The sequence below is a fragment of the Methanocorpusculum vombati genome, from assembly GCF_026891935.1.
GTDB classification, from domain to species: domain Archaea; phylum Halobacteriota; class Methanomicrobia; order Methanomicrobiales; family Methanocorpusculaceae; genus Methanocorpusculum; species Methanocorpusculum vombati.
In genome coordinates this window covers 97,816-121,324 of the sequence record NZ_JAPTGC010000006.1, presented here as the reverse complement: position 1 = coordinate 121,324, position 23,509 = coordinate 97,816, and the positions used below count along the sequence as shown (strand labels likewise).

The following is a 23,509-nucleotide window of genomic DNA, read 5'->3' as shown; positions in this document are numbered from 1 at the left end:
CGAGGATTCCCCGATAGTTTTCCCGATCCGGATGTATACGATCAACTGATATCTGATTATCACCAAATGATACTACAACGATGGATAATACAGTCCTGATTGGAAACAAGCCGGTGATGAACTATGTGCTTGCTGTGGTTACACAGTTCAATGCCGGCAACTCCGAGGTGATCGTGAAGGCCCGCGGCAAAGCCATCGTTCGTGCTGTCGATACTGCCGAGATTGTGACGCGCCAGTTTCTGCCAAATGTGGTCAAACAGAGTGTAACCACCTCTACTGATCAGGTCGAGATGGACAACGGCCCCTCCAATGTCTCATGCATTCAGATCATCCTCGCAAAACCCTGACCTTTTTTTATGTCAAAGAAGAATACGATAGCTGGTGTGGTGCTGGTGGTTGCCTGCGTTCTGTGCGTATGGTATGTGAGTCTGCCGGATACGAAGGAGTTTTCCTGTGATGGGACGATCTCCTCCCTTGGGGACGGTGTGGTTATTTCAGGGGACGACGGTATCGTGTATATTCCTGCGGCCGGTGTTCCGGAAGGGTTTGCGGTTGGAACCCGTGTTTCGTTTACGGCTGTCCGGAATTATTCGCAAGGGGATGTGATGCGGGGGCCGTACCGGTCTGTAGATCTCCTGGATATTTCCCGCGTGTAGGCACCGGGTTATGGTTCCGATTGCCGTTGGTATTCTTGCGGTTGTTTTTCTGCTGATTGTGGTGCGGCAGGTGGGGCGTGTCCGTCTGCCGATATGGGCGGTAATGACTGCCGGTGCGGTTCTTGCGCTTGTTACGGGATCAATAACTCCTGCCGCTGCGGTTGCGGCGGTGAACGTGGAGGTGATCGTGTTTTTGTTCGGGATGTTTGTTCTGGGTGCTGCAATGGAGCGCTCCGGTCTGCTGCATACCGCGTCGGTTGCGATGTTTGCAAAGGCGTCCACCCGCCGTCAGGTGATGTTCTGGTTTATTTTTCTGATGGCCGGAGCATCCGCTTTCCTGATGAATGATACGGTCGCAATCATCGGGACGCCGGTCGCACTGTACTGCGCCCGCACGTTCGGGATTCCGGTCACCCGGATGCTGGTGGCACTTGCCGCAGCGGTAACCTTCGGGAGTGTGATGACCCCGATTGGAAACCCGCAGGTACTGCTGATTGCACTGTCGGGAGGCGTTCCCAATGCGTTCGGCAGTTTCTTTGTGTATCTGTGTGTTCCGGCACTGGCGAGTCTGTATATTCTGTACCGCATGATGATATGGCGTCTGCCAAACGGAGGTGCTGCGGTATCACCGGCTGAAGATTCCCGCAGTCCGGAGGATCCGGTGCTGGAACGGCTGACCAAGGCGTCCCTTGTTCTCGTGTTTGCTGTGATCTTCCTGCGGATCATACTGTCATTTGCCGGGTACGAGCTGCCGCTGGTGGCAATTGCGGTGGCTGCTGCCCTGCCGCTGGTGGTTCTGTCCCCTCGGCGGCTGGAACTTCTGCGCGGGGTGGACTGGAGTACGCTGCTGTTCTTTGTGTCGATGTTTGTGCTGATGGCCGCGGTCTGGAACACGGGGGTGATTCAGGGTATGCTGCCGCAGTCGTTTACCACGTCGATGCCGGTGCTGTTCGGGGTGAGTATCCTTGTGCCGCAGCTGGTATCGAATGTGCCGTATGTGGCACTGGTTCTGCCGGTGCTTGAGGCTGCGGCAGCACCGCTCCATCTGTATCTTGCCCTTGCGGCGGGGAGTACGATCTCAGGCACGCTGACGATTCTTGGCGCGGCAAGTTCGGTGATTATTATCCAGAATGCGGAGAAACACGGTGAGACGATGACATTCTGGCAGTACTTCCGTACCGGTGTGCCGCTGACGCTTGCAGCCTCTGCGGTGTTTATCGGCTGGATATGGTTCTGCTCACTGGTGTTGGGGTAAGGGGATTAAAAAAAGGTTAGAGTTTCTGTCCGCACTCGGGGCAGAACTTTGTGCCTGCCGGAACATCAGCACCGCAGGCCGGACACTTCGGTGACCCGACTTTGGTCCCGCATTCCGGACAGAACTTTGCACCGGGCAGAAGGGCTGCCCCGCAGTTTGCACATCTGCCTGAAGCGGGCGGTGCCATTGGTGAGCCGCATTCGGGACAGAACTTTGTACCGGCAGGTGCTGCCGTTCCGCACTTTGCACAGGTTACCTGCGGTACTGCGGCGGCAGCCGGAGTCTGCGGCTGCTGGGTACCCTGCTGACCGCCGAACGGTGCCGGCTGGCCTGCGGCCATACCCGCCATTCCCTGTGCCATCATGTTACCCATACCGACTCCCGCGCCCATGCCTGCACCCATCATTGCAAAGCCGGAACCTTCGCCGCCTCCCTGTGCTGCGCCGGTTCCGATACCTTCAATTGCCTTACCGGACTGGTACTGGATGTAGTTCACGCCAAGAGCAGACATTGCGCCGCGCTTGTTGATTGCCTCCTGAACCTCTTCGGGCATGTTGATGTTCAGACCGGCAAACTTCATGATCTTCAGACCGTAGACCTCGGTCTCACGGGTGAGTTTTGCAAGACAGAGCTGTTCGATCTCTTGCAGGTATGCAGGCATATCCAGAACGCCCATCTGTTTCTTTGCCTTCAGTTCACCGAGCGTGTCGTTCAGGACTGCAACAATCTGGCCCTTCAGCCACTCCACGATCTCCTCGGACTTCGTAAGGCCTTTGGTTCCCACAAACTCCGTGATCAGCTGCAGAGGTTCGGTTACTTTGTAGGAGAACTGGCCGAAGATTCTCAGCTGTACAACGCCGAAGTCCACATCGCGGAATGCAAGCGGCTGGCTGGTACCAAACTTGTCCCGGAACTCCCGTTTCTGTACCCAGAAGAACTCACCGATCTGGACGTTTCCCAGAACCGTTCCCGCAATATCTTTCAGGACGGGAATGTTCTGTGTCGTCAGCGCATACCGGTCGGGGCGATCGAAGACCGCGAGCGCTTTTCCGTCGCGGAAGAAGATACCGTACTCATCCTCACGGACCAGCACGTTGTCGTTCCACATCACGTTTCTTGGAAGGCGCCACATCACATTGTCGCCTTTCTGATCCTCAACCCAGTAGAATCCTTTCCGGGAATCTGCTCCTTCGATGTCGGAGCCGGAACCGATCTTTTTGTTCACTTTTGAGAATAATGCCATTAGAATGCACCAAGCCCTGCCATTGTCTCGATACGTTTCTCAAACACTGCCAATAGCTCTGCAAGACCCGCACGGATGTCGCGGAGATCCGCTTTCACCAGGCCGAAATCTCCTGCATCAGCTGAACCGAGCGCGGTACGGCACAGTTTGCCCAGGGATCTGATACCGTCGACAAGCGAGACGTCAAACTCATACAGCGTGTTCAGCTGCTCGTCAGTGACGCGGTACGCCGGTGAGATTCCCGAGTATCCCTGTTCTGCGTGGCGGACTCTGGTCTCTGCGGTTTTTGCCGCAGAGACAACCGTTGCAATGTCGTTCATCAGATCCAGTTCCAGTGCATTTCCCGCACGTTCACGGATCAGTTCAAGGGTTCCCAGAACATCCGACTTCAGCAGATCCGCAACCTGCATCCGGAGAAGGGAGTCTGCAATGCGCAGATCTTCCTTCTGCCGGTATCCGCGGAAACCCGGGATTCCCATCTGAATCTTCTTCAGCAGTCCGCGGTCTTCCTCGACTTTACTTCGTAAATCCGTCGTCATATTTTTGTAACTTCCCGAAAAATTTGATTATTTCTTTGCTGCAACATAGACGATTGCAGCAAGGGCAATACCGGCAAGTGCTCCGCCGAGGACCAGCATCAGATCCGCTCCTGCGTACAGCAGCATCAGAACCGCACCGATAACTGCAAACAGTACACCGGCACCGGTGATCAGCGGTTCTTTTCTGCCAAGTGCAAAGGATAAGGCGACCATGATGAGACCGATGCCAAGCAGGAACACACCGGCGGCTGCCAGTAGTCCGAGACCTGCATATCCTACCAGAATTGCGACACCGAGCATCAGAATTACACTCAGCCAGCCAATCTGGAACCGTTTATTTTCAGCGTTTCCCATAGGTATCTCTGGTACGTATGTACTTATTTGGAGATGTGGACGTCATGAGGCAAAGAACTTTTCCTGATGTCCGGCAAAAAAAGATTATGTGGTTTTCTTCCCGATGGAGTCGAGCGTGATCTCAAAGGTCAGGGTTTTTCCTGCAAGCGGAGGGTTGATGACGACGCGGGTCATGTTGCTCTCGTTGTCGATTACCATGACTTCACCCTGTACCACCTGAATTGCACCGGTCGAGTAGTCGTACATCAGGAAGGTGGACCCGACAGAGATGGGGCCGTTGTTGTAGGTCTCTGCAAGGGAGAGCGGAATGTCGGCGTATGTGTCGTAGCTGTATGCACCGTAGGCCTGATCCGGGGTCAGGGTTACGGTCTTTGTTTCTCCCGGTTTCATGCCGGTGACCGCGGCATCAAATCCTTTGACAACCTGACCGGAACCGAGAACAAAACTCAGCGGTTCTTTTCCGACATTGGTCTGGTGGACGGTTCCGTCTTCCAGCGTCAGGGTATAAAAAACGTTCACCGTATCATTGACTTTTGCCGTCTGATCCGCGGTCCCTATGCAGCCTGCGGCAAACACCACAAGAGTCAGGGCTGCAAGAGCCAGCAGAGCTCCGGTTATTTTTGTATTCATGTAAAATATATTTTACACGTTATCGTATAAAAGTATTCAGCAGTCCTGTACGGGATATGCGAGATCCAGCAGGACCTCCTGCGGCTGGGTGCGAAGCGCAACCGCCGCGACCGCACCGATTACCCCGCGACCACCGAACGTTTCAATCCCGCACCGTTCTGCTGCTGCCAGTACCTCTTCTTTTGTCACCCGTTCACGCCGTATGCGTGCGGCAAGCATCAGAAGGTCTGCCGGAACATGCAGACCCCGGGCAATTGCAACACCCCAGTTCCCGGAGACACTCTCCTCCTCAACAAACCGGCTGATCTTTGCTGCAAGTCCTGTCACAGCTTCTGGTTCAACGGCAAGTTCCAGGAAACTGCACGAGTTCCCCGCGGTTTTCTCCTCAATATCCTGTGACAGTACCGCCACCTGATGCCGGATTCCGATAGCTTCACCGCTTTCGGTCAGATACTTCAGCAGTGCCTGTGACAGGGCAAATGTCGCACCGCCACAACCTTCGCGGTCGGTATCATCGATGCCCACGGTTACATGCATGAGCGCCCGTGTCCGTACCTCTCCGGTCACCTGACCATCGGCCGAACGTATGGAAACTCCGCAGACACCCTTTGCCTGCCCCATCATGGAAGACAGTGAGTATGCCGGACCGCCATAGACCGAGCGGATCGTCTGAATGATGGTATTCCCTTCACGCCGGACCGCTGCAAGGCCGACTGCCGCATTGGTGAGATCCGGTTCGGGAACGGTGATACCAATACGGCTGCGCTCCCGGAAAAGCATACCGTCCCGCGCAACCGACAGTGCGGCACCACCCGCTTTCCGGTGATGGAACTCACAAAATCCGGCGCAGCCGCTGCTGAGACATTCATGATAAATCTCAACTTCCTCTCCGTCCACCGTGGTGAAAATGCGGCGGCAGGTGGTGGACGGCATCGCACTCCGCGATGCGTAGCGCGCGGGATTTCTCCCGTGTTTTTCCTCCTTGAGAAAAATACATCCTTCCCGCAGAAGCCGGTTGATCCAGTCCTGTGCAGTCGAACGGGGAACCGCTGCTGCCTCTGCAAGTTCTGCCGTGGTGAAATGACCGGCTTCAAAGGTCATCTGGCGCATCGTCTGCAAAAACTGGCCGCGCCGGGCAACCATTCCCCCGGGAACCGACACGGGTTTTATTGTGTCTTCCGGACTGGTTTTTAGAGGTTCATGTTCCGCCATAGCGTTCCTTCACTGCAAGCAGATCCGCAAGGACGGCACTTGCGGTCTCAACGGATCCTGCCCCCCTTCCTATGAAGGTGATCGGACCTGCAAGTTTGGTCTCCACCGTCACCGCGTTCAGCGTACCCTCCACCACCAGTGGATGATCCTTGGGAATCAGCCGGGGTGAAACTTCAAGCAGCCTTTTTTCGGGATGAATCGACGCGATCAGCCGGATGGTATGGCCGGTCGTACCTGCCATGCGCAGCGCGTCGGGCGTCAGCCGGTCAATACCGATCCGAATCACATCATCCAGGGTGACCCCCATGTCAAACACCGCGTTTGCCAGAATCACCAGTTTGATTGCGGCATCCGTTCCGTTCACGTCATAGGTCGGGTCTGCCTCCGCATACCCGAGATCGCGTGCCTCGTCAAGTGCCTGGGCATAGGTGAGGCTCTCTTCCTCCATTCTCGTGAGAATGTAGTTACAGGTACCGTTTAAGATACCAAACAACTGGAGGACTTTGTTTCCGGCAAGACCGTGTACAAGACCATTGATGATTGGAACCGCGCCTGCGACTGTTCCCTCAAAGAGTAACGCTGCATTGTGTTCTGCGGCAAGCTGTGCAAGTTCCGGGTAGGCAATGGAGACCGGACCTTTGTTTGAGGTCACCACATGTTTTCCCCGTGCAAGTGCCGTACGGATATGGGAAAGAGCCGGTTCACCGGTCTGTGCATTTGTCGGGGTTACCTCGACAAGAATGTCGTATTCAGCTTCACGGACGATTCTTTCCGCGTTCCACGCCGTATCTCCGCATCTGCCGGTTGCTGCCTTGCGGGAAAACACCTCGTCCATATCAAGGGAACTTCCCGGTTGGGCGACTGCACCGCTTTTGGAGTCGGCTGCTGCGGTTATCACAAATCCGTATGCCGGATCGGAAAGAACCCGGGCCACTCCTCTGCCAACCGAGCCGAGGCCGAGAAGGGCAATCTTCATCGGTGTCATGGTTCTTCCTCCATTTCATCAACGATCAGAAGATGTTTCTCTTCAGCAATCTTCATCAGAATGTCAAATGCCTGGTTCATCTCCGCAGCTCCCGCAGCTTTGATGGTCAGTTTTGCGGTGGACGGCTGGGTTATGTGCGGCATGATGATGTGCAGTTCGGTCACTTCGGCGACGTTTGCCTTATCGATACGGTTCACCGTGTCCGTCAAATCAGTGTGCAGAATATGACCGATTAAAATGAATGTCTTGGTGCAGGTCAGGTGCTCTGTTCCTATCCGGATGATCTCAATGCCGTTTTGTGCGAGCGCTGTTTTCAGCTGATCGAGGCGGTTCTGCGGGAGCGAGACGACAATGTCCACGATCAGGGTTCCGTTGCTCGTTTCTGCACCGCGCTGGTGCATGATCGAAATAATATTCGCACCGCTGTCAGAAACCGGTTTAATTGCCGCAAGGAGCTGGCCCGGCTTGTCGTTGAGTTCAAGTCGTAATGATATCTGCACCGTATCTTATCCCAATACTAATCCGTCACGCATCCATTTTAATGTGGGGTTTGGTTTTGGATCCCCGCTGCATTCAGAAAAGAAGATTTGCTGCTGTCACGCAGACCCAGTAAACCGCCACGGCGAACAGACCGCCGGAAAGTGTTGCAAGCAGGTTTGTTCCGGAGTTGCCGATAACGCCTTTGTTTTCGATCAGTGCACCGATCAGACTGTCCATGTTGGTACCGAAAAATCCTGCGGCAATGCCTATGAGGCATACATACCAGGGGGCAACCTCAAGTATGAACGCAAGTCCGCAGATGATTGTTGCACCGAACAGACAGGCGAGTTCACCAAGGACGGTTACCCCGCCGTTTGTTCCGGCAGGCACCGGACGCAGTGTTGTGATCATGTACGGGGTTCCGCCGGTGACACCGATCTCGCTTGCGAGCGTGTCGGCGGTTGCGGTTGCAATGCAGCCGAGGAAGAGTGCGGCAAAGATGTAGTCTCCGGTGATGCCGAAGAGGACTGCACCGGCAACGCCCACGAGTGCATTGGCAAATGCATTCATATAGCCGCGACGTCCGCTTTTTCCCTGTTCAACACCGAGGAAGACTTTTTCTGCGTACCGGTACTTGGTAAAGAATGATCCCAGAATAAAGAAGCTGATAACTATGAGGAACCAGGGGACTCCGGCAAACGTGATGAGGATGATACCAAACAGAACTGCGGCAAACACGCCGCTTGCGTCAACCGTTTTTGCCCGGTAGGCAAAGTAGGCAAATCCTGCACAGACCACAACCGCCAGGGCGAGCATCGTTGCATCATACGTGAACTCCAGATCGAAGAACAGGGTAATGGTCATTGCAACACCCAGAAGTCCGATCATTCCTGCGTCGTCGCGGTCGGTGAGGATGCTGCGCAGCATGAGCAGTACGACAACCGCGATGATTGCAACCAGACTGTCCAGCTGCATGCAGTGGAACATGGTTGCAACGATACCAAGAATTGCACCAAGGGTAAATGCCAGTGTTTCCGGCGTATAGTCCCGCAGTTTGCGGGCGAGATACTCTCCCCAGACCATCATCATCATGGGCCCGAGGAATGCGGTGACGGGGATGAGGCCTGTTCCGTAGAGCAGGGCAAGGACTGCAACAGAGATTGCAAGATAATGGGTTTTATGCAGGGTATAGAGAATTACGGACAGGAGTATGACTGCTGCTCCGACGATGTAGGGGTTGATTACCGGCGCTATGAGCATCAGCAGTGTTACCACAAGCGGCATGGCAACCAAGCGCGGTTTGAACTCCATTGAGTGTACTTGTTAGAGTACACTCTGCAATAAGGCTGTCCGTCGAACAGACTTTACATCTATTTAAAGGAAGGGCATAATTCGGGAAAAGACCGAAAAATATTCGGATGTTGATAGTATGTGCGAATACTCCAACTTAAATTTCTTTTAACCGGTATTCTGCCCGACCGAGTCCCATCTCTTCGGCACAGGTGAACTGGAGTTCCGGCTGGGTTCCCGGCCAGACGCGGGTGAACTTCTCTTCGCCTTCATGGTGATGATCGGGCAGGAGACTGCCGAAGATACCTTCCGCATTGTTGACCAGGTCGTAGCAGGCTTTGTCCAGAGCTACCGGGTCACGCGATGCGAGAATGCCGATGTCAGGCACGATCGGGATATCGTTCCACGGGGTACAGTCGCAGTGCGGTGTGATGTTGGTCAGGAAGTTGATGTAGAATGCTTTGCCGGTTTTGTTTGCAACTGCTCCTGCGGCATACTCGATCATTCTTTCCACGAATACGCATCCGTCATCCTTCCAGTCGATATCGATTGCGTGTTTCGGGCAGGTGTTCATGCACATCAGGCAGCCGATGCAGTGTTCAAGATCGATGACGATCTCTTTTCCGCCGAGACTGATGCAGAATTCAGGGCATGCATTGATGCAGGCACCGCAGGTGATGCAGGTATCTTTTTTGAGGAACGGGCGGGTGGTGTGCTGTTCGCGTTTGCCTTCGCCTGAGGCACATCCCATTCCGAGGTTTTTGAGGGCGCCGCCGAATCCTGCTACTTCATGTCCTTTGAAGTGGGAGACCACAACCATGCTGTCGGCTGCAACGATGTCTGCTGCAATTTTCACCGAGTCGAAGTGTTTTCCATACACTTCGACTTCTTTGGCGTTTGTTCCCCGGAGACCGTCGGCGATGATGACCGGACATTCGGTTACGGGATAACAGAATCCGTGGGAGAGTGCGGTCTCAATGTGATCTATGGCGTTTCTGCGTCCTCCCAGATACAGAGTGTTTGTGTCGGTCAGGAACGGTTTTGCGCCTGCGTTCTTGATCTGGCGCACAATGGCTGCGACATGCAGGGCGCTGACGAATGCATCGTTTCCGCGCTCCCCGAAGTGTACCTTGACTGCGGTGAGGTCACCTTCGGAGACCATGGTTTCCAGGCCTGCCGCTGTGCAGAGGGCCTGAATTTTGCTTTCCGTGTTGCGCCTGGCAGAAAGTGCCCCGGCCCGGGCGATATAGACATCCTCCATATATTATTCTCATTCGTCAGGAGTGCTATTTCTACTCTGGGGTTCCGCCGGCTTTGTACCTGTATGCCTGAGACCCGGTTTACTATATATCCTCAGCCCTCCTACTATATTGCGAATGGAGGATACGAAAACATTCGCAGAGTTCGCAATTTCTGAAGAGCTTCTTCAGGCAATTGAGGACATGGGATTTGAGGAACCAACGCCGATTCAGGCAATGGCAATTCCGCAGATCCTTGAGGGGCACGATGTAACAGGGCAGGCTCAGACGGGTACGGGGAAAACGGCGGCGTTCGGGATTCCAATTATCGAGGGGCTTGATCCAAATAACAAAGCGGTGCAGGCGTTAGTGCTCTCACCAACAAGGGAACTTGCAATACAGACTGCCGAGGAATTTTCCCGGCTGATGAAATACAAACAGGGACTGAGTGTTGTTCCGATCTACGGCGGACAGCCGATTGAACGCCAGTTAAAGGTGCTTCGCGGGTCTGTTCAGGTGGTTATCGGAACCCCGGGACGGGTTATTGATCATCTGAAGCGCGGGACGCTGAACCTTGACTCGGTTCGGATGTTCGTGCTTGATGAAGCGGATCAGATGCTGGACATGGGTTTCCGTGAGGATATTGAGGATATTTTCCATCATACTCCGGAGGATCGCCAGACGATTCTGTTCTCGGCAACCATGCCGGCTCCGATTCTGGAGATTACCCGCAAGTTCCAGAATGATCCGCAGTTTGTGAAGATAACGCGCCGCGAGCTGACGGTGCCGCAGATCGAGCAGACGTACATTGAGGTGCGCGAGCGTGACAAGCTTGAGGCACTCTGCCGTCTGCTGGATATGAACAATCCGGAGCTGGCGCTTGTGTTCTGTAACACGAAGCGGACGGTTGATGATCTGATGAGCCGTCTTCAGGCGCGCGGATACTTTGTGGAAGCTCTGCACGGCGATATGAAGCAGATGCAGCGCGACCGTGTGATGGCGCGTTTCCGCGGAGGTTCCATTGATGTGCTGATTGCAACGGATGTTGCAGCCCGTGGTATTGATGTGGATGATGTCGATATGGTGTTCAACTATGATGTTCCGCAGGATGTGGAGTATTATGTGCACCGGATCGGCAGAACCGGCCGCGCAGGCAGAACCGGAAAGTCGGTGACGTTTGTTGCGCCGCGCGAGATCTACAAGCTCCGTGATATTCAGCGGTATGCAAAGATCAAGATTGCCAAGACTCCTCTGCCGTCGCTGGACGATGTTGCGGAGATGAAGATGCAGATGTTCCTTGACAAGGTTCGCGCGGTGCTGATCGCAGGTAATCTGGAGAAATATCTGCCGATGGTTGAGCAGCTGCTTGAGACCGAGGATGATTCGGAGATTACGAGTATTGAGGTTGCAGCGGCTCTTCTGAAGATGCATCTCGATACCGGCAAGACCAGTTCCTCAGAGAATGGCGAGTCGGCATCTGCGGCATCACCGTCAGAACCCGGTTCTTTTGAGAACACGGGAGCAGAACCCGGAATGGTCAGGTTCAGAATTACGCTTGGCAAGAACCAGCAGATTCGCCCGAAGGATATTGTCGGTGCGTTCGCCGGTGAGTGCAATATTCCGGGAAGCTGTATCGGCAGAATCGATCTGTACGGCAACTACTCGTTTGTTGAGGTTCCGCTGGAGCATGCAGCAGCTGTTCTTGAAACCATGAGTCAGAAGACGATTCGTGGTCAGGAGCTGGAGATTCAGACGGCAACGCCGAGGTCCGAGCGTGAGGAAGAGGAACGCGACCGTGAGCGTTCGTTCCGCAGCAGCGGTTCCGGTGACCGCAGATCCTATGGCGGCAGCCGCGGTGGCTATACCGGCCGCAGCGGCAGCGGCGGGTTCCGTTCCGGCGACCGCCGGGGCGGCGATCACCGCAGTTTTGACCGGAGAAGTCCGCGCACCGGAAACCACGGTTTCTACGGCGAGGATTAACTCTAACTCTTTCCTTTTCTTTTTTTCACGAATTTTGACGGTTTCTGACAGGGAAAATGCCGGGAGCTGCTTGTATCAGAACCCGCAGACAATCACAAAAAAGGGTGTTAGTAGTTCGGCAGATACCGTTTGATCTCCCAGTCGGTGATGGCGCGGGAGTAGTCTGCCCATTCCAGTTCGCCGATGCGGTTGATCTGGGCAACGACATGTTCACCCAGGACACTGCAGAGCAGTTCATCCTGCAAGAGCGCATTGTTTGCTTCCTGTAAGTTCCACGGGAGACAGCGGATACCTTCGGCAGCACGTTCGGCAGGTGTCATGCGGAAGATGTTTTTGTCGATGCTTTCCGTCGGCTCGATTTTGTTGATGACACCGTCCATTCCCGCAGCAAGCATTACGGCAAAGGTGAGGTACGGGTTGCAGGTCGGGTCGGGACTGCGCAGCTCGGCACGGGTACTTTTTCCGCGTGACGAGGGTACACGGATGAGGGCGGAACGGTTTAAGGCAGACCAGCCGACATAGACCGGGGCTTCATAGCCGGGGATCAGACGTTTGTAGGAGTTGACCGTCGGGTTTGCGATGCGGGTGATACCGTCGATGTGTTTCAGGAGGCCGGCAATGAAGTAACGCGCGGTGTCGGAGAGCTGGTGGTCGCCGTCCGGATCGAAGAATGCGTTCTTTGCGTCCTTCATCAGCGAGCAGTTGACGTGCATACCGGAACCGTTGATACCGAAGATGGGTTTTGGCATGAAGGTTGCGTGCAGGCCGCGCTTTAAGGCGAGGGTTTTTGCGGCGAACTTGAAGGTCACGACTTTGTCGGCCATACCAAGGGCATCACCATAGGTGAAATCGATCTCGTGCTGGCTTGGGGCAACCTCATGATGCGATGCTTCGATGTTGAATCCCATCTCCGAGAGTGAAATAACCAGATCGCGCCGGACGTCTTCTCCGGGATCGGTCGGGGTCTGATCAAAGTAGCCGCTGTGATCCTGAAGATTGACGGATGCATGTCCGTCAACCAGCCGGAAGAGGAAGAACTCCATTTCGGGTCCCACGTTGAAGGTGTAACCGAGTTCTGCTGCTTTTTCTATCTGGGTACGCAGAATGTTACGCGGGTCGCCGGCAAACGGTTCGCCGCGGGTTGTGTACACGTCACAGATGAACCGTGCCGCCCGGAATTTTTCGTCCGACCAGGGGATGATCTGGTAGGTGGCAGGATCCGGACGAAGCAGCATATCCGACTCTTCCAGCCGTGCAAACCCCTGAATGGATGAACCGTCGAAGCTGATGCCGTCGGTCAGAGCCTTCTTCATTTGTTTCGTCGGAATCGCAACGTTTTTCGGCTTTCCTTCCAGGTCCGAGAACTGAAGGAGAACCGACCGTACATTATCGTTCTCCAGCTGTGAGAGAACCGCGTCGATTTCGTCAGAAACCATGCTTACATGTGGGCGGTGAAACGATATTAAACCTGAACTCGGGGGTTGACGGGAGTCTGCCGGCACTTCCCTGCCTGCGGTGATCTTTTGCGTACATTCCCGAGGTTTAATACTTCAGAGGTGCATGTATCTATCAGGCAGGGATGAAGCACCACAGCATTCCCTGCCGAGGAGTGATACCATACAAAAACCACAAAAATTCTCTACTTATCCATGAATCCTCCGTGAGAATGTGATACGAACCACCTCCATTCCCGGTTCCGCCGCATCCCCATCCATACCAGTCTTTCCAATATACCAATACACTGTCCGGGGAGATAACCCCCCGGAAAAATTTGTTTTGTCCGCTTAGATTAAAAGAACATATCCAGTGTGGTCTTCTTTGCTTTTGTTGGATCAAACTCGTCCCAGTCCCATCCAAGAGCGTCAAAGATACGCGTCAGCGGTGCCTGAATGGTTTTTTCGAGCATGGTCTCCCAGTCGATCTCAAACATACCGTCCGGTATCTGGTCCGGGTACTCGAAGCAGAGAACATCGGTGTTCGGATATTTTTCCGGGTTATAGGAGCGCCTGATGTAGAGCCGTTTTGGTTTGCTGCCGCGCTTGAAGTCGGTGCCAAGGTAGGTGTTTGAGTATTTTGCTCCCCGGCCATGGGCATCGAGCACCGTGTAGTCGTCCAGCGCTTTGTTGATGCCGCTTGGGATCCCGGCTTTTTCGAGCGGGCACCTGCCTGCGCGGTACATGCGGAGGACTTCAGGCAGGTACTCGCTGACCTCCTCTTTTCCGTTGCCTTTGAGAATCATTTCAAGCACCCGTTCCTGTACTTCGCGGGTGATGGGTGCGGAGTCGGAACGTTTCATCTCAAAACCGGTGATGTCGATCTTGTCAACGTCCTGTCCTTCCTTCCAGACGAGGTGGCCGGCATACCGTTTCTTTGCGCCGCCCTGGAAGAATCTGCGGTAGATCTTTTCGAACTTGATGGAGAAGTAGTTCTGATCTGCATCAAGCGTGTTCCTGGAGAAGTCGAGGTAACTTGCGTTCAGTTCGACTTCCAGTTCGCGGGCGATCTTCATTGTTTCTTCCTGCGAAACCTTGGGCAGCTGGACAAAGCAGGAGTCGGTATCCCCGTAGATTACTTCATAGCCGCGGGCGGTGATGATGTTTCGGGTGTGCTGGATGATGGCTCTGCCGACGGAGGTTACGGCGGATCCAATGTCGCGATCGTACAACCGGAACCGGGAGAATCCCGATACGCCGTAGTAGGTGTTCATGATGACCTTCAGTACGTTCTGCTGCATGTCGTAGAGCGTGTACTCCTGCGAGCCGTAGGGGAAGGTGTTGCGCAGTTTTTTGCGTTCGTCGCGTTCCGCCATGAGTTCGCTGATGATGCTGCGCGTGAGGCCGTCCGGCTGCCGGCGGAACCGGATGCCGTTTGGCGCGTGGATCTCGCCGTCAGGGGATTTGGTTTCGGGCGAGGCGTTTAAGGTCATCATTGCCATCGGGTAGAGGGATTTTAAGTCGAGTACGATGACGTTTTCCTTGACGCCTTTGCTTGCGGCAAAGACGGTCGCTCCTTCAAACTCTTCTCCGGCGGAGTTCCCTTTGGAAGGGAGAACGAATTTTCCGGAGGCTTTGCGGAGAATGTAGATGTCGATGACGTTGGAGGAGTTGAGTGCCTTGTCAAGCGGGCAGCCGACGTAGCGGGAGACTTCCTGATAGAACTCGATGATGTTGTTTTTGCGGTTGATGCCGACGCACAGCTCTACATCCTTGAAGTTGTACTCGACCATTTTTAGGGGGTCTTTGTTCCAGAGGTCGCCCAGTGTTCCGGTGTAACGGACTTTTCGTTCGCCGAGTTCTTCTTCGGCGATGGCGTCAAGCCGGTAGGATTCCTTCTGGCTGCCCTGCATTTTTTTGTAGGCGGTTAAGAGATCGAAGATGACGCGGCCGCGCATGGCGTTTCGTTCGGTTGGTCCCGGCAGGCGTGCGAATGCATCGGTTTTGAATCCGAGGGTTGCAGCCCGTTTGAGGATGTAGTCGGCGTCGAAGTCGGCGAAGTTCCAGCCGGAGAGGATGTCCGGGTCTTTTTCCTGGATGTAGGCGATGAATGCGGTGAAGAGTTCTTTTTCGGTTTTATAGGTGCAGATAGTGTGGTGGTCGCGGGTGAAACAGCCGTTCGCGAGACCGGGCTGTTCGTAGTAGTCAACGCGGGTGTCACCGAGGAGAACGAATGTGGTGTAGTGGTCGTCGTAGGAGTCGTGGCAGGTGAGACAGGTTATCGGGTCGCGTTCGGGTTCGGGGAATCCGTTGCGGTCGTCACATTCGATATCGCACATGCAGATGCGGGGTTTTGAGTGGACAACGACCGGTGCAAGTTCGGTGTAGCTGCATACTTCGGCAGGTGCTGTAACGCCTCCGGTCAGGCCGGTGTCGATTAAGAAACGGGTGGCGAAGGGGATGTCTGCTTCGTAGTGGTGGTAGCGGTCACGCACGATCCGTACGTCGGTTGGTTTTCCGGTGTAGATGCGGCGGAGCGGTTCGCCTTTGATGGAGACTGCTTTGTCCTGCGTGACTTCGATGTTGTCCGGGTGTGGCTGGTCTGCTTCTTTTTCCCAGACCCAGAAGTAAGGGCGGAAATCGGTGATCTGGAGGTGGCGGGCGGTACCTTCGGCGGTTCTGCCGAAGATGTGGACGACCGGTCCGCCCGGTGCATTGGTGTATTCGGCCTGGTTGATGGCGATGGTTACCGGGGATGATTCGTCCCCTGACATCAGACTCTCCTGCAAAGGCCGGTGAGATAGTCTGCAGCTTCGCGGAGTTTGGTTTCTTCCCAGTGATCGAAGGTCCAGGAGTCGTCGATTGCGGCACCGTTTCTGCCGAGGGTGACCGGAAGGCCGAGTGCGCATCCGTCAATATTGTAGGCTCCGTCCGCAGGGACCGAGCAGGTGATTAACCGGTGCGAGTCGGTTCTGATGTCATTAAGCATGCTGCAGATGTGCCAGGCAGGGCCGAAGATTGTACCGGATTTCCCTTTGATGACCGGCATGGAGGATCCGCGGATATCTGCAAGTATTTCTTCGCGGACGGTGTCCGGGACGCTGATGGGCAGGCGTGAAAAGACGGGGACCTGGTGTTCCCCGTGTTCGCCGAGGACACGGGCATCGCCCGTGACTCCGGCGGAAGCAAGTGCGAGGGAGAACCTGCGGCTGTCCAGGAGGCCGCCGAATCCAAGTACCTGTTCCTGTGCAAGGCCGGTGTGTTTTGCGAAGTACCAGGTAAAGACGTCCATCGGGTTGGTGACGACGATGAGGTGACCGCCGAATCCGGAGAGCATATCTGCTGCTTCCCGTGCTACCGGCAGGTTTGCGTCGAAGAGGTCTGCGCGTGTTTTGATCTCCGGGGTTCTGGCAGCTCCTGCGGAGAATACACAGTAGTCTGCGTCCCGCAGACGTTTTGTGTCACAGGAGACGGGGATGTCTATTGCGTGGGTGATGTCGAGTTTTTGTGCGGTGAGGACCGGCTCATACATGTCGTGCAGAATTATTTCGTCGGCGAGACCGAGAGCGGCTGCAAGGAAGGCCACTTCTCCGCCGATCCGTCCGGCTCCGAGGCATGCCAGTACTGTCATATCCAGTTATATTGATCGGGGCAGGTTATGAGGGTTGGGAATCCGGTGCTGTCAAAATGGTCAGCCAAAAATAGGGGGAGGGACTGATGGTAGTTATTCGATGTTTTGGAGGGTATTTTTGTCGTATCGCGAGATGGTTGCGTTTTTCTGGTTCTGATATTTTGCGTCGGGTTTTTTGTCGTAAGGACAGGCGCAGCGTTTGGTTACGTAGAAGACGAGCTGACCGACCGGCATTCCTGCATAAACACGAACGGGGCGGGAGTTGACGTTGCACATTTCCAGGGTGATGGTTCCGGAAAATCCTGCATCGATCCAGCCGCCTGTCTGGTGGAGTTCAATGCCGAGGCGTGCGACACTGCTTTTTCCTTCGATGGAGGAGACGATGTTGTCGGGAAGGGTGATGGTTTCGAGGGTCTCGGCAAGGACGAACTGGCCGGGCATGATGTCAAAGTAGGAACTCTTCCGCTCGCTTGTGTGGGAGAGGATGGTTTCTTTTTTGTAGGGGTCAATGACGTCGTCACAGGGTTCGTACCAGACGAAGTGGTTGCCGAGGCGAATATCAAGTGAGTTCGGCTGTACGAGTGCGGGGTCGTACGGGGTTACACCGATAAATCCGCGTTTTATGTGATCCGCGATTTCCCAGTCTACCAGAATCATATCTTATCTATATGATGCAGGGATAGAAAAAAGTGCTTTAAAAAAAAAGTTAGTGTCTCCGTAATACGGCATAGGCACCTGCGGCTGCTGCGGCGAGGATGAGTACGGTACCGCCGAGCGGGGTCGGCTGCGGTTCGGTTGGTGACGAGGTGGGTGCAGGGGTTGCGGCAGTCGGTACGGGGGTTGCCGGGGGGATTTGGGGGGATGCGATGATGCTGAAGGAGGCTGAGGTGCTGGCGGATACGGCGATTCCTGATACGCGGATGGTGTAGGAGTCAAGGGAAAGACTGGATCCGCTGACCGGGTAGGACCAGGTATTGGGGTTTCCTGCCATGACGGTTACGGTACCGGAGATGCCGGATGCGGAGGTCTGCTGATTTTTGTCGCCGGGGACGAATGAAGCGGGGGTGATTTCGATGAGCAGCTGGTTGTTTGGCGCAAGGTTGGTGGTTCCGGAGATGGTGAAGGGAGTTCCTATTTCCTGATCTCCTATCGGGGTAATGGTGATGGAGGGGTCCTGGACGGTGAGTTTCATGGTGGTGTAGAGGTCGTCAATGTAGGGGGAGTCAAGCATCCGGATCAGGGCGTTTGCTGCCTGGGATCCCTGAAGTCTGTTCGGGCCTTCGACGACGAAGGAGCTTTGCGTGCCGCCGTTTACGGAGGGGATGGCAAGGATGGTCTGGTCACCGCTGGTGATCTGGATGACGCCGAATTTTCCGTCGTACATGGGGTGTTCTACGATGATGTAGTACTGGCCTGAGGACATGCTTTCGGGGAGGTACATCTTGTAGTCGTATCTGCCGTTGTCAACGGGGGTTGTTATCCGTTCGTAGTAGTTGGTACCGAAGATGAAGATGGCTACGCCTGCGGGGCTGCCGGATGCGGTTCCGGCGATGTGGATGTAGTCGCCTTTTGCTGCGGTCAGGCTGGTGGTTCCGATGCTGAGGTCGGGCTGACGGAGCTGGATGGAGAGTGTTGCATATTGTGCGCCGGATAACTGGAATCTGTCGCTTTTTGATCCTACGGCGTAGATGGTGTAGGTTCCGACGTCAAGTCCGCTGCTGCCGGTGTCCCAGGTGTAGGTCCAGGTGTTATCACTTTGGACCGGAGTTTGGGAGAATGTGCCGGATCCATCGAGGCTGACGCCGCCTGCGTTGAGGTTGGGGCCGGTAAGGAAGAGGTAGGTGGTGTCGGAGTCGGTGTTGGTGCCGGTGAGTTTGATTTCCTGGCCCATGTAGTAGCTGCGGCCGCTGTCGGTTGTTGCGATGGTGAGGCCGCCGACGCTGATTCTGATCTTTACTGTGTCATAGTTGGTGCCTGCTCCGGCGGTTGCTGCGCTGTAGCTGGTGATGCTGTTTACGCGGATGGTGTAGGTTCCTTCGGGGACAGGGTTGCCGTTTACGGGGTTTGTTGTGTACTGGACAATTCTTTTTCCGTCGGATGCGGTGGTGACGACACCCCATGATTTTGCGTCGGATGCTGCGATGTCCGGGATGAGGACGGTTTTGATGACGCCGTCAACGGAGACCTGCGGGGTTGCGTCACCACGGGTTATGCCGATCTGGGCGGGTATCATCTGGGGGACGACTGAGGAACCTGTGCTGTCGATGGAGACGATGTAGGGGGTGTTCGGGTTTCCGGCGATGGTGACGGTGAAGGGGTTGCTGCGGATGATGGTATCGGCTGCTGCGGTGATGGTGAGGGTTTCTGCACTGCCGAGGGAGAAGGAGATGATGTTGGATTTTTTGGCGTAGTTGGCGAATGCGGCAGGGATGGTCCATTCGGCCTGCGACTGGTAGATGCCGCCTACGAGGGACGGGGCACCGAGGGGAACTGCGGGTGTTGTGATGCGCGGGGAGTTGATGTTGATTGCGGAGAGGTCGGTGGTGCCGAGCATGGTGGTTTTTCCGCCGACGGGGGTGGTGACGATGATGCCTGCAACGGCACCGATACCAGAGGGGCCGACTTTGGGTGCGTCAATGACGTAGGTGATACTGCTGCTTTTTGCGACGGTCTGGCCGTTTACGGAATCGGTGGAGCCTGCATACCATGCGTCGAGGCTGAGCTCGGGCATCCAGATGTAGAGGTAGCTGCCGGTCCAGGTGCTGCCGTCGTAGATGCGGTAGGCTCCGGTGTAGCCGTTTACGGAGACATCGAGGAGGTTGATAACACCGTTTGCATCAGCCGGAATAGTGTTGATGGGGGTCGGATTTGCGTCGCCGGTCATGTAAGCGATGGAGGTTGCGTAGCTTCCTGGCCCGTCACCGTTTCGTATTTTGATTTTGATCTGTTCATAGACGAAGGCGGTGTCTCCGGGGTAAACAGTCGGGGTGCTGCCGGACTGGGGGTACGGCAGCCGGTCGCCTCCGGTTATGTATCCGGGGGTTGGTACGGGTGTTGCGGTTTTTGTGGGGGTTGTTGTCGGTGTTGTTGTGGTTTCTGTGGGGGTTGTTGTCGGTGTTGTGGTTTCTGTGGGGGTCGTTGTCGGTGTTGTGGTTTCTGTGGGGGTTGCTGTCGGTGTTGCCGTACCTGTTTCATTGTCACGCTGTGGTACGGCATGTATGATTTCGTTCTGTTTTTCGAGGGTGATCCGGACTGCGTGCTGTTTTCCGATTTCCTGAATATTTTTTGCACCGAGCAGTTCGTTGATGTTTTTTGTCTGGAGATCAGTTGCCGGAAGGTGGGTATGGCCGCTTCCTGCGGCGGCAAATTGTATTTCGGGGAAGTTGTCTTCTGCTGCGGCGGCAGGCAGTGTGAGGAGGAATATACAGAGGAGGAGAATGGGTATTACTGGTTTTCGTTTCATGGAGTACACCTGTTTTTACGTAGATGGTGGTTTTTGTTGCTATTAAGAATGGAGATGGTGACAAAAACGGAGTTTGAGAACGCTGCTGCACTCTGCCGAGAAGCGGTGAGTTGGTTTATCCTTCGGTGGAACTCTGGGTATTTCCGCGAAGCGGTAAGCAGGCTGAAGGTATGCGTTCCCAGGGGATGCTCAGGAATCAGAGTGCAACGCTACCCTGAGGATAACCTCTATATTCACTGACGGCGAAAAGAGATACTGCATGCGGTAATGGTCTAATGGCATGACAGGGGCTTCCCAAGCCTCTAATCCGGGTTCGATCCCCGGTTATCGCACTCATTTTTATGGACGACGGTCATAATTATGCAATCAGTCTCATTGCGGAGAATCAGGTGGGGATCCTGCGGGACATCGGTTCAGTTTGTGCAGAGCACGATGCAAACATTCTGGTGACCCAGCAGGAGACGGTTACCCGTGGTCCGGATTCCGGCTATTCATGGGTTGATCTTGAGATTGAGGCATGCGACCGTGTGCAGGAGCTGGTAGCCGCTCTCCGGCTGATTCCCGGGATCCGGGAGGTGAAGCTGCAGGAGACGTTTCGTACCATCTTTGGCAAGCGTGTGATCGTGATGGGCGGCGGTGCGCAGGTGGCGCAGGTGGCTATGGGTGCGGTCAATGAGGCCGATCGTCACAATATCCGGGGCGAGAGAATCTCGGTGGATACGATTCCGCTGGTGGGTGAGGAAAATCTTGCATCGGCGGTTGAGGCGGTCGCACGTCTGCCGCGTGCGTCGATTCTGGTGCTTGCCGGCTCGATCATGGGAGGGGAGATAACAAAGGCCATCCATGCAGTGCAGGCCGAGGGCATTCCGGTTATCTGTCTGAAAATGGTGGGCAGCGCGTCTGCTGCGGCGGATCTGGTGGTCACTGATCCGATTCAGGCGGGCGTGATGGCGGTGATGCATATCAGTTCCATCGGGGTTTTTGATCTCAACCGCGTCCGGGGCAGAGAGTTTTAATGGTGGGAGTTTCATTATGACACAACCGATAAAGTCCGAGAGTCCGTGCTGTAGTCCCTACAGCTATGAACGTGCAGAGCTGACGCCTGCACTGGAAGCAGTGATTGAGAAAGCGGTCCGGGTTCTTTCCCGTGACGGGCTGGTGGTGTATCCTACCGAGACCATCTACGGACTCGGGGCGGATGCATTGTCGGAGATTGCCGTCTATAAGGTATATGAGGCCAAGCAGCGGCCGATGGGGAAACCAATCTCCGTTGCGGTTTCGGATATTGAGATGATCTACGGGATTGCGTACGTGGATGAGTTTGCCGAGCGGTTTATCCGGAAGTTTTTGCCGGGGCCGGTGACGGTGGTGCTGCCGGTGAAGAGCTGCCTTCCGTCTGATCTGTCGGGTGGAACAGGTACGATCGGTATCCGGTATCCGGATCATGCGGTTGCCCGGGCAATTATTGCGGAGCTGGACAGCCCGATTACTTCGACGTCTGCGAATATTTCCGGGGAGGTGTCGCCGGTGACGTCGGATCAGGTGAATGTTCCGCATGATTTTCTGATTGACGGCGGGAAGCTTCCGGGGACGCCGAGTACGGTGGTCGATCTGGCCACCGGAAAGATCGAGCGCCCCGGTGCAATGCTTGATGAGATTGCGACGTTTTTAAAAGAAGAGCGGCGTTGTCCCTGATGTTCTGAGATCCACCGAGGACACTGTTTCTCTTTTTTGGTATCATCCCCGGACTTTTATCTGTTGCGTGCGAAGGGGATACATATGACAACTGCATATCGGACGCCGTCTTTTCTCTTACTGATCGGGACGGTTGTTCTTTGTTTTTTCGCTGCCGGACTTGGTTCGCTGGTGACGGTGACGGGTACGGGTTCGTGGTTTATGACGGAGCTGATTAAGCCGGAGTGGCAGCCGCCGGATTATCTGTTCGGGCCGGTCTGGACGATACTGTATCTGCTGATGGGAATTGCGCTTGCATTCGTTCTTGCTCAGGGGACGGATCGTCGCGATGTCCGGATTGCCGCGGGAGTGTTTCTTGTACAGCTTGTTCTGAATGTTCTCTGGTCGTATCTGTTCTTCGGCTGGGAGATGATTGGCGCTGCGGCGGTTGAAATTGTGGTGTTGTGGGTTGCGATATGCGCGACGATGTATCTGTTCTACCGGATACGGCCGGTTGCTGCGTATCTTTTGATACCGTATCTTGCCTGGGTGACGTTTGCCACGGTTCTGACGGCAACGATCTGGATGCTGAACTGAGGGGTTACCTCAGTTCCTGTACTTTCTGGAGGACGGCGGCTGCATGGCCTCTGGATTTGACTTTGTTCCATGCAGCAAGGATTTTTCCTGAGCCGTCGATGATGAAGGTGCTCCGGTCAACGCCCATGTATTCACGTCCGTAGAGTTTTTTCTGGATCCATACGCCAAATCCTTCGATTGCGATGTGGTCGGGGTCGGAGAGAAGCGGGACGGTGAGTTCCTGTTTCTGGATGAACTTTTCATGGCTTTTTATGCTGTCCTGACTGATGCCGTACACTTTTACGCCAAGTTCGGTGAACCGGGGCAGGAGTTCGGAGAATTCTTTTGCTTCCAGTGTGCAGCCGGAGGTGTTGTCTTTTGGGTAGAAGTAGAGTACGGTGAGGTCTGCGGATGCGTCCGGGATGCAGATTTTATTACCGGCTGCATCGGGGAGACAGAAGCCGGGGATGGTGTCGTTTACGTTTAATGACATGGTTCAACGTTTGGAGGCAGGGGGTATTAAGGATTGGTTTGCGGCGGTGTGTGCAGTACTGAATACATTTTACCCAATCCTTAGGATGTGATAAAAAAGGTGGTGCCATGAGTTCATGACATCACAGGGTGCCTGTTCACCCTGGGGACCGTGTACTGTTTCGTCAGCGAGAACAAACCTCGGTTTCGGGAGACATCCTGTTGTGTAAGAGTGTGTGCTGCTTGCCGGCGGTCTGGTGCTGCGGGGCAGGAACGGGTAAAAAAGGAGTCCGGGGGGTTAGTCCTGGTGTTCGTGTGCTGTTGCGTGGCGGGTGGGCAGGATGAGAAAATCGCCACATATTTTTACCGATGCGCCTTCGGCGTCATCTGTGAATATTT

At 54.9% G+C, this 23,509-nt stretch carries 22 protein-coding genes and 1 tRNA gene; 8 read left to right on the top strand and 15 right to left on the bottom strand.

Features of this window, described 5'->3' with window-relative positions:
• Nucleotides 1-80 precede the first annotated feature (80 nt).
• The 3 genes from albA to O0S09_RS05705 are packed head-to-tail and all read left to right on the top strand — an operon-like array spanning nt 81 to nt 1,911.
• Nucleotides 81-347 carry a DNA-binding protein Alba gene (gene albA / locus O0S09_RS05715; protein ID WP_268923004.1) on the top strand — a complete coding sequence of 89 codons (267 nt, stop codon included), beginning with the start codon at nt 81-83 and terminating at the stop codon, nt 345-347.
• 9 nt (nt 348-356) lie between these two features.
• Nucleotides 357-656, top strand: coding sequence for a hypothetical protein (locus O0S09_RS05710; protein WP_268923003.1), 300 nt, complete (start codon nt 357-359; stop codon nt 654-656).
• 10 nt (nt 657-666) lie between these two features.
• The gene (locus tag O0S09_RS05705; protein WP_268923002.1) at nt 667-1,911 is read left to right on the top strand and encodes an ArsB/NhaD family transporter; all 1,245 of its coding nucleotides are present in this window, start codon (nt 667-669) and stop codon (nt 1,909-1,911) included.
• Nucleotides 1,912-1,927: 16 nt separating this feature from the next.
• On the opposite strand, the gene O0S09_RS05700 is transcribed toward O0S09_RS05705, so the two are convergent.
• From O0S09_RS05700 to O0S09_RS05660, 9 genes are all read right to left on the bottom strand, one after another.
• Complete coding sequence (locus O0S09_RS05700) at nt 1,928-3,154, bottom strand: SPFH domain-containing protein (RefSeq protein WP_268923001.1); 1,227 nt, start codon at nt 3,152-3,154, stop codon at nt 1,928-1,930.
• Nucleotides 3,154-3,693 (bottom strand): hypothetical protein, encoded by a 540-nt coding sequence (locus O0S09_RS05695; RefSeq protein WP_268923000.1) that lies wholly within the window; start codon nt 3,691-3,693, stop codon nt 3,154-3,156. The genes O0S09_RS05700 and O0S09_RS05695 overlap by 1 nt, the downstream gene beginning before the upstream one ends.
• 27 nt (nt 3,694-3,720) lie before the next feature.
• Nucleotides 3,721-4,047, bottom strand: a complete 327-nt coding sequence (locus O0S09_RS05690) for a hypothetical protein (RefSeq protein ID WP_268922999.1) — start codon at nt 4,045-4,047, stop codon at nt 3,721-3,723.
• A gap of 84 nt (nt 4,048-4,131) precedes the next feature.
• Nucleotides 4,132-4,677 carry an FKBP-type peptidyl-prolyl cis-trans isomerase gene (locus O0S09_RS05685; protein WP_268922998.1) on the bottom strand — a complete coding sequence of 182 codons (546 nt, stop codon included), beginning with the start codon at nt 4,675-4,677 and terminating at the stop codon, nt 4,132-4,134.
• Between the two features lie 36 nt (nt 4,678-4,713).
• On the bottom strand, nt 4,714-5,889 hold the full coding sequence (locus O0S09_RS05680) for a sugar-specific transcriptional regulator TrmB (protein WP_268922997.1): 1,176 nt from the start codon (nt 5,887-5,889) through the stop codon (nt 4,714-4,716).
• Nucleotides 5,876-6,865 (bottom strand): homoserine dehydrogenase, encoded by a 990-nt coding sequence (locus O0S09_RS05675; protein ID WP_268923043.1) that lies wholly within the window; start codon nt 6,863-6,865, stop codon nt 5,876-5,878. Before O0S09_RS05675 ends, O0S09_RS05680 begins: the two co-directional genes overlap by 14 nt.
• Before the next feature lie 5 nt (nt 6,866-6,870).
• On the bottom strand, nt 6,871-7,374 hold the full coding sequence (locus O0S09_RS05670) for an amino acid-binding protein (RefSeq protein ID WP_268922996.1): 504 nt from the start codon (nt 7,372-7,374) through the stop codon (nt 6,871-6,873).
• 73 nt (nt 7,375-7,447) lie between these two features.
• Nucleotides 7,448-8,665, bottom strand: coding sequence for a DUF92 domain-containing protein (locus tag O0S09_RS05665; RefSeq protein WP_268922995.1), 1,218 nt, complete (start codon nt 8,663-8,665; stop codon nt 7,448-7,450).
• 136 nt (nt 8,666-8,801) lie between these two features.
• The gene (locus O0S09_RS05660) at nt 8,802-9,905 is read right to left on the bottom strand and encodes a DUF362 domain-containing protein (protein WP_268922994.1); all 1,104 of its coding nucleotides are present in this window, start codon (nt 9,903-9,905) and stop codon (nt 8,802-8,804) included.
• A 115-nt stretch (nt 9,906-10,020) separates the two neighbouring features.
• On the opposite strand from O0S09_RS05660, the gene O0S09_RS05655 reads away from it, so the two are divergent.
• Nucleotides 10,021-11,862 carry a DEAD/DEAH box helicase gene (locus O0S09_RS05655; RefSeq protein WP_268922993.1) on the top strand — a complete coding sequence of 614 codons (1,842 nt, stop codon included), beginning with the start codon at nt 10,021-10,023 and terminating at the stop codon, nt 11,860-11,862.
• Between the two features lie 107 nt (nt 11,863-11,969).
• Here O0S09_RS05655 and glnA read toward each other — a convergent pair whose 3' ends face one another.
• From glnA to O0S09_RS05630, 5 genes are all read right to left on the bottom strand, one after another.
• Nucleotides 11,970-13,298 (bottom strand): type I glutamate--ammonia ligase, encoded by a 1,329-nt coding sequence (gene glnA, locus O0S09_RS05650; RefSeq protein ID WP_268922992.1) that lies wholly within the window; start codon nt 13,296-13,298, stop codon nt 11,970-11,972.
• A gap of 353 nt (nt 13,299-13,651) precedes the next feature.
• Entirely contained in the window at nt 13,652-16,069 is a 2,418-nt protein-coding gene (locus O0S09_RS05645) for a DNA-directed DNA polymerase (protein ID WP_268922991.1), read from the bottom strand.
• On the bottom strand, nt 16,069-16,926 hold the full coding sequence (locus tag O0S09_RS05640) for a malate dehydrogenase (protein ID WP_268922990.1): 858 nt from the start codon (nt 16,924-16,926) through the stop codon (nt 16,069-16,071). Before O0S09_RS05640 ends, O0S09_RS05645 begins: the two co-directional genes overlap by 1 nt.
• Nucleotides 16,927-17,019: 93 nt before the next feature.
• A complete protein-coding gene (gene dcd, locus O0S09_RS05635; protein ID WP_268922989.1) occupies nt 17,020-17,583 on the bottom strand; it encodes a dCTP deaminase in 564 nt (187 codons plus the stop codon).
• A gap of 49 nt (nt 17,584-17,632) precedes the next feature.
• On the bottom strand, nt 17,633-20,389 hold the full coding sequence (locus tag O0S09_RS05630) for a hypothetical protein (RefSeq protein ID WP_268922988.1): 2,757 nt from the start codon (nt 20,387-20,389) through the stop codon (nt 17,633-17,635).
• Nucleotides 20,390-20,650: 261 nt separating this feature from the next.
• Here O0S09_RS05630 and O0S09_RS05625 point away from each other — a divergent pair.
• The 4 genes from O0S09_RS05625 (at nt 20,651) to O0S09_RS05610 (ending at nt 22,660) form a co-directional block, all read left to right on the top strand.
• Nucleotides 20,651-20,721: transfer RNA gene (locus O0S09_RS05625), tRNA-Gly, on the top strand.
• Between the two features lie 9 nt (nt 20,722-20,730).
• Nucleotides 20,731-21,405 carry a DUF5612 domain-containing protein gene (locus O0S09_RS05620; protein WP_268922987.1) on the top strand — a complete coding sequence of 225 codons (675 nt, stop codon included), beginning with the start codon at nt 20,731-20,733 and terminating at the stop codon, nt 21,403-21,405.
• 16 nt (nt 21,406-21,421) lie between these two features.
• Nucleotides 21,422-22,084, top strand: a complete 663-nt coding sequence (locus tag O0S09_RS05615) for an L-threonylcarbamoyladenylate synthase (protein WP_268922986.1) — start codon at nt 21,422-21,424, stop codon at nt 22,082-22,084.
• Nucleotides 22,085-22,168: 84 nt separating this feature from the next.
• The gene (locus tag O0S09_RS05610; RefSeq protein WP_268922985.1) at nt 22,169-22,660 is read left to right on the top strand and encodes a TspO/MBR family protein; all 492 of its coding nucleotides are present in this window, start codon (nt 22,169-22,171) and stop codon (nt 22,658-22,660) included.
• Between the two features lie 4 nt (nt 22,661-22,664).
• Here O0S09_RS05610 and O0S09_RS05605 read toward each other — a convergent pair whose 3' ends face one another.
• Nucleotides 22,665-23,132, bottom strand: a complete 468-nt coding sequence (locus tag O0S09_RS05605) for a peroxiredoxin (RefSeq protein ID WP_268922984.1) — start codon at nt 23,130-23,132, stop codon at nt 22,665-22,667.
• Nucleotides 23,133-23,509: the final 377 nt, after the last annotated feature.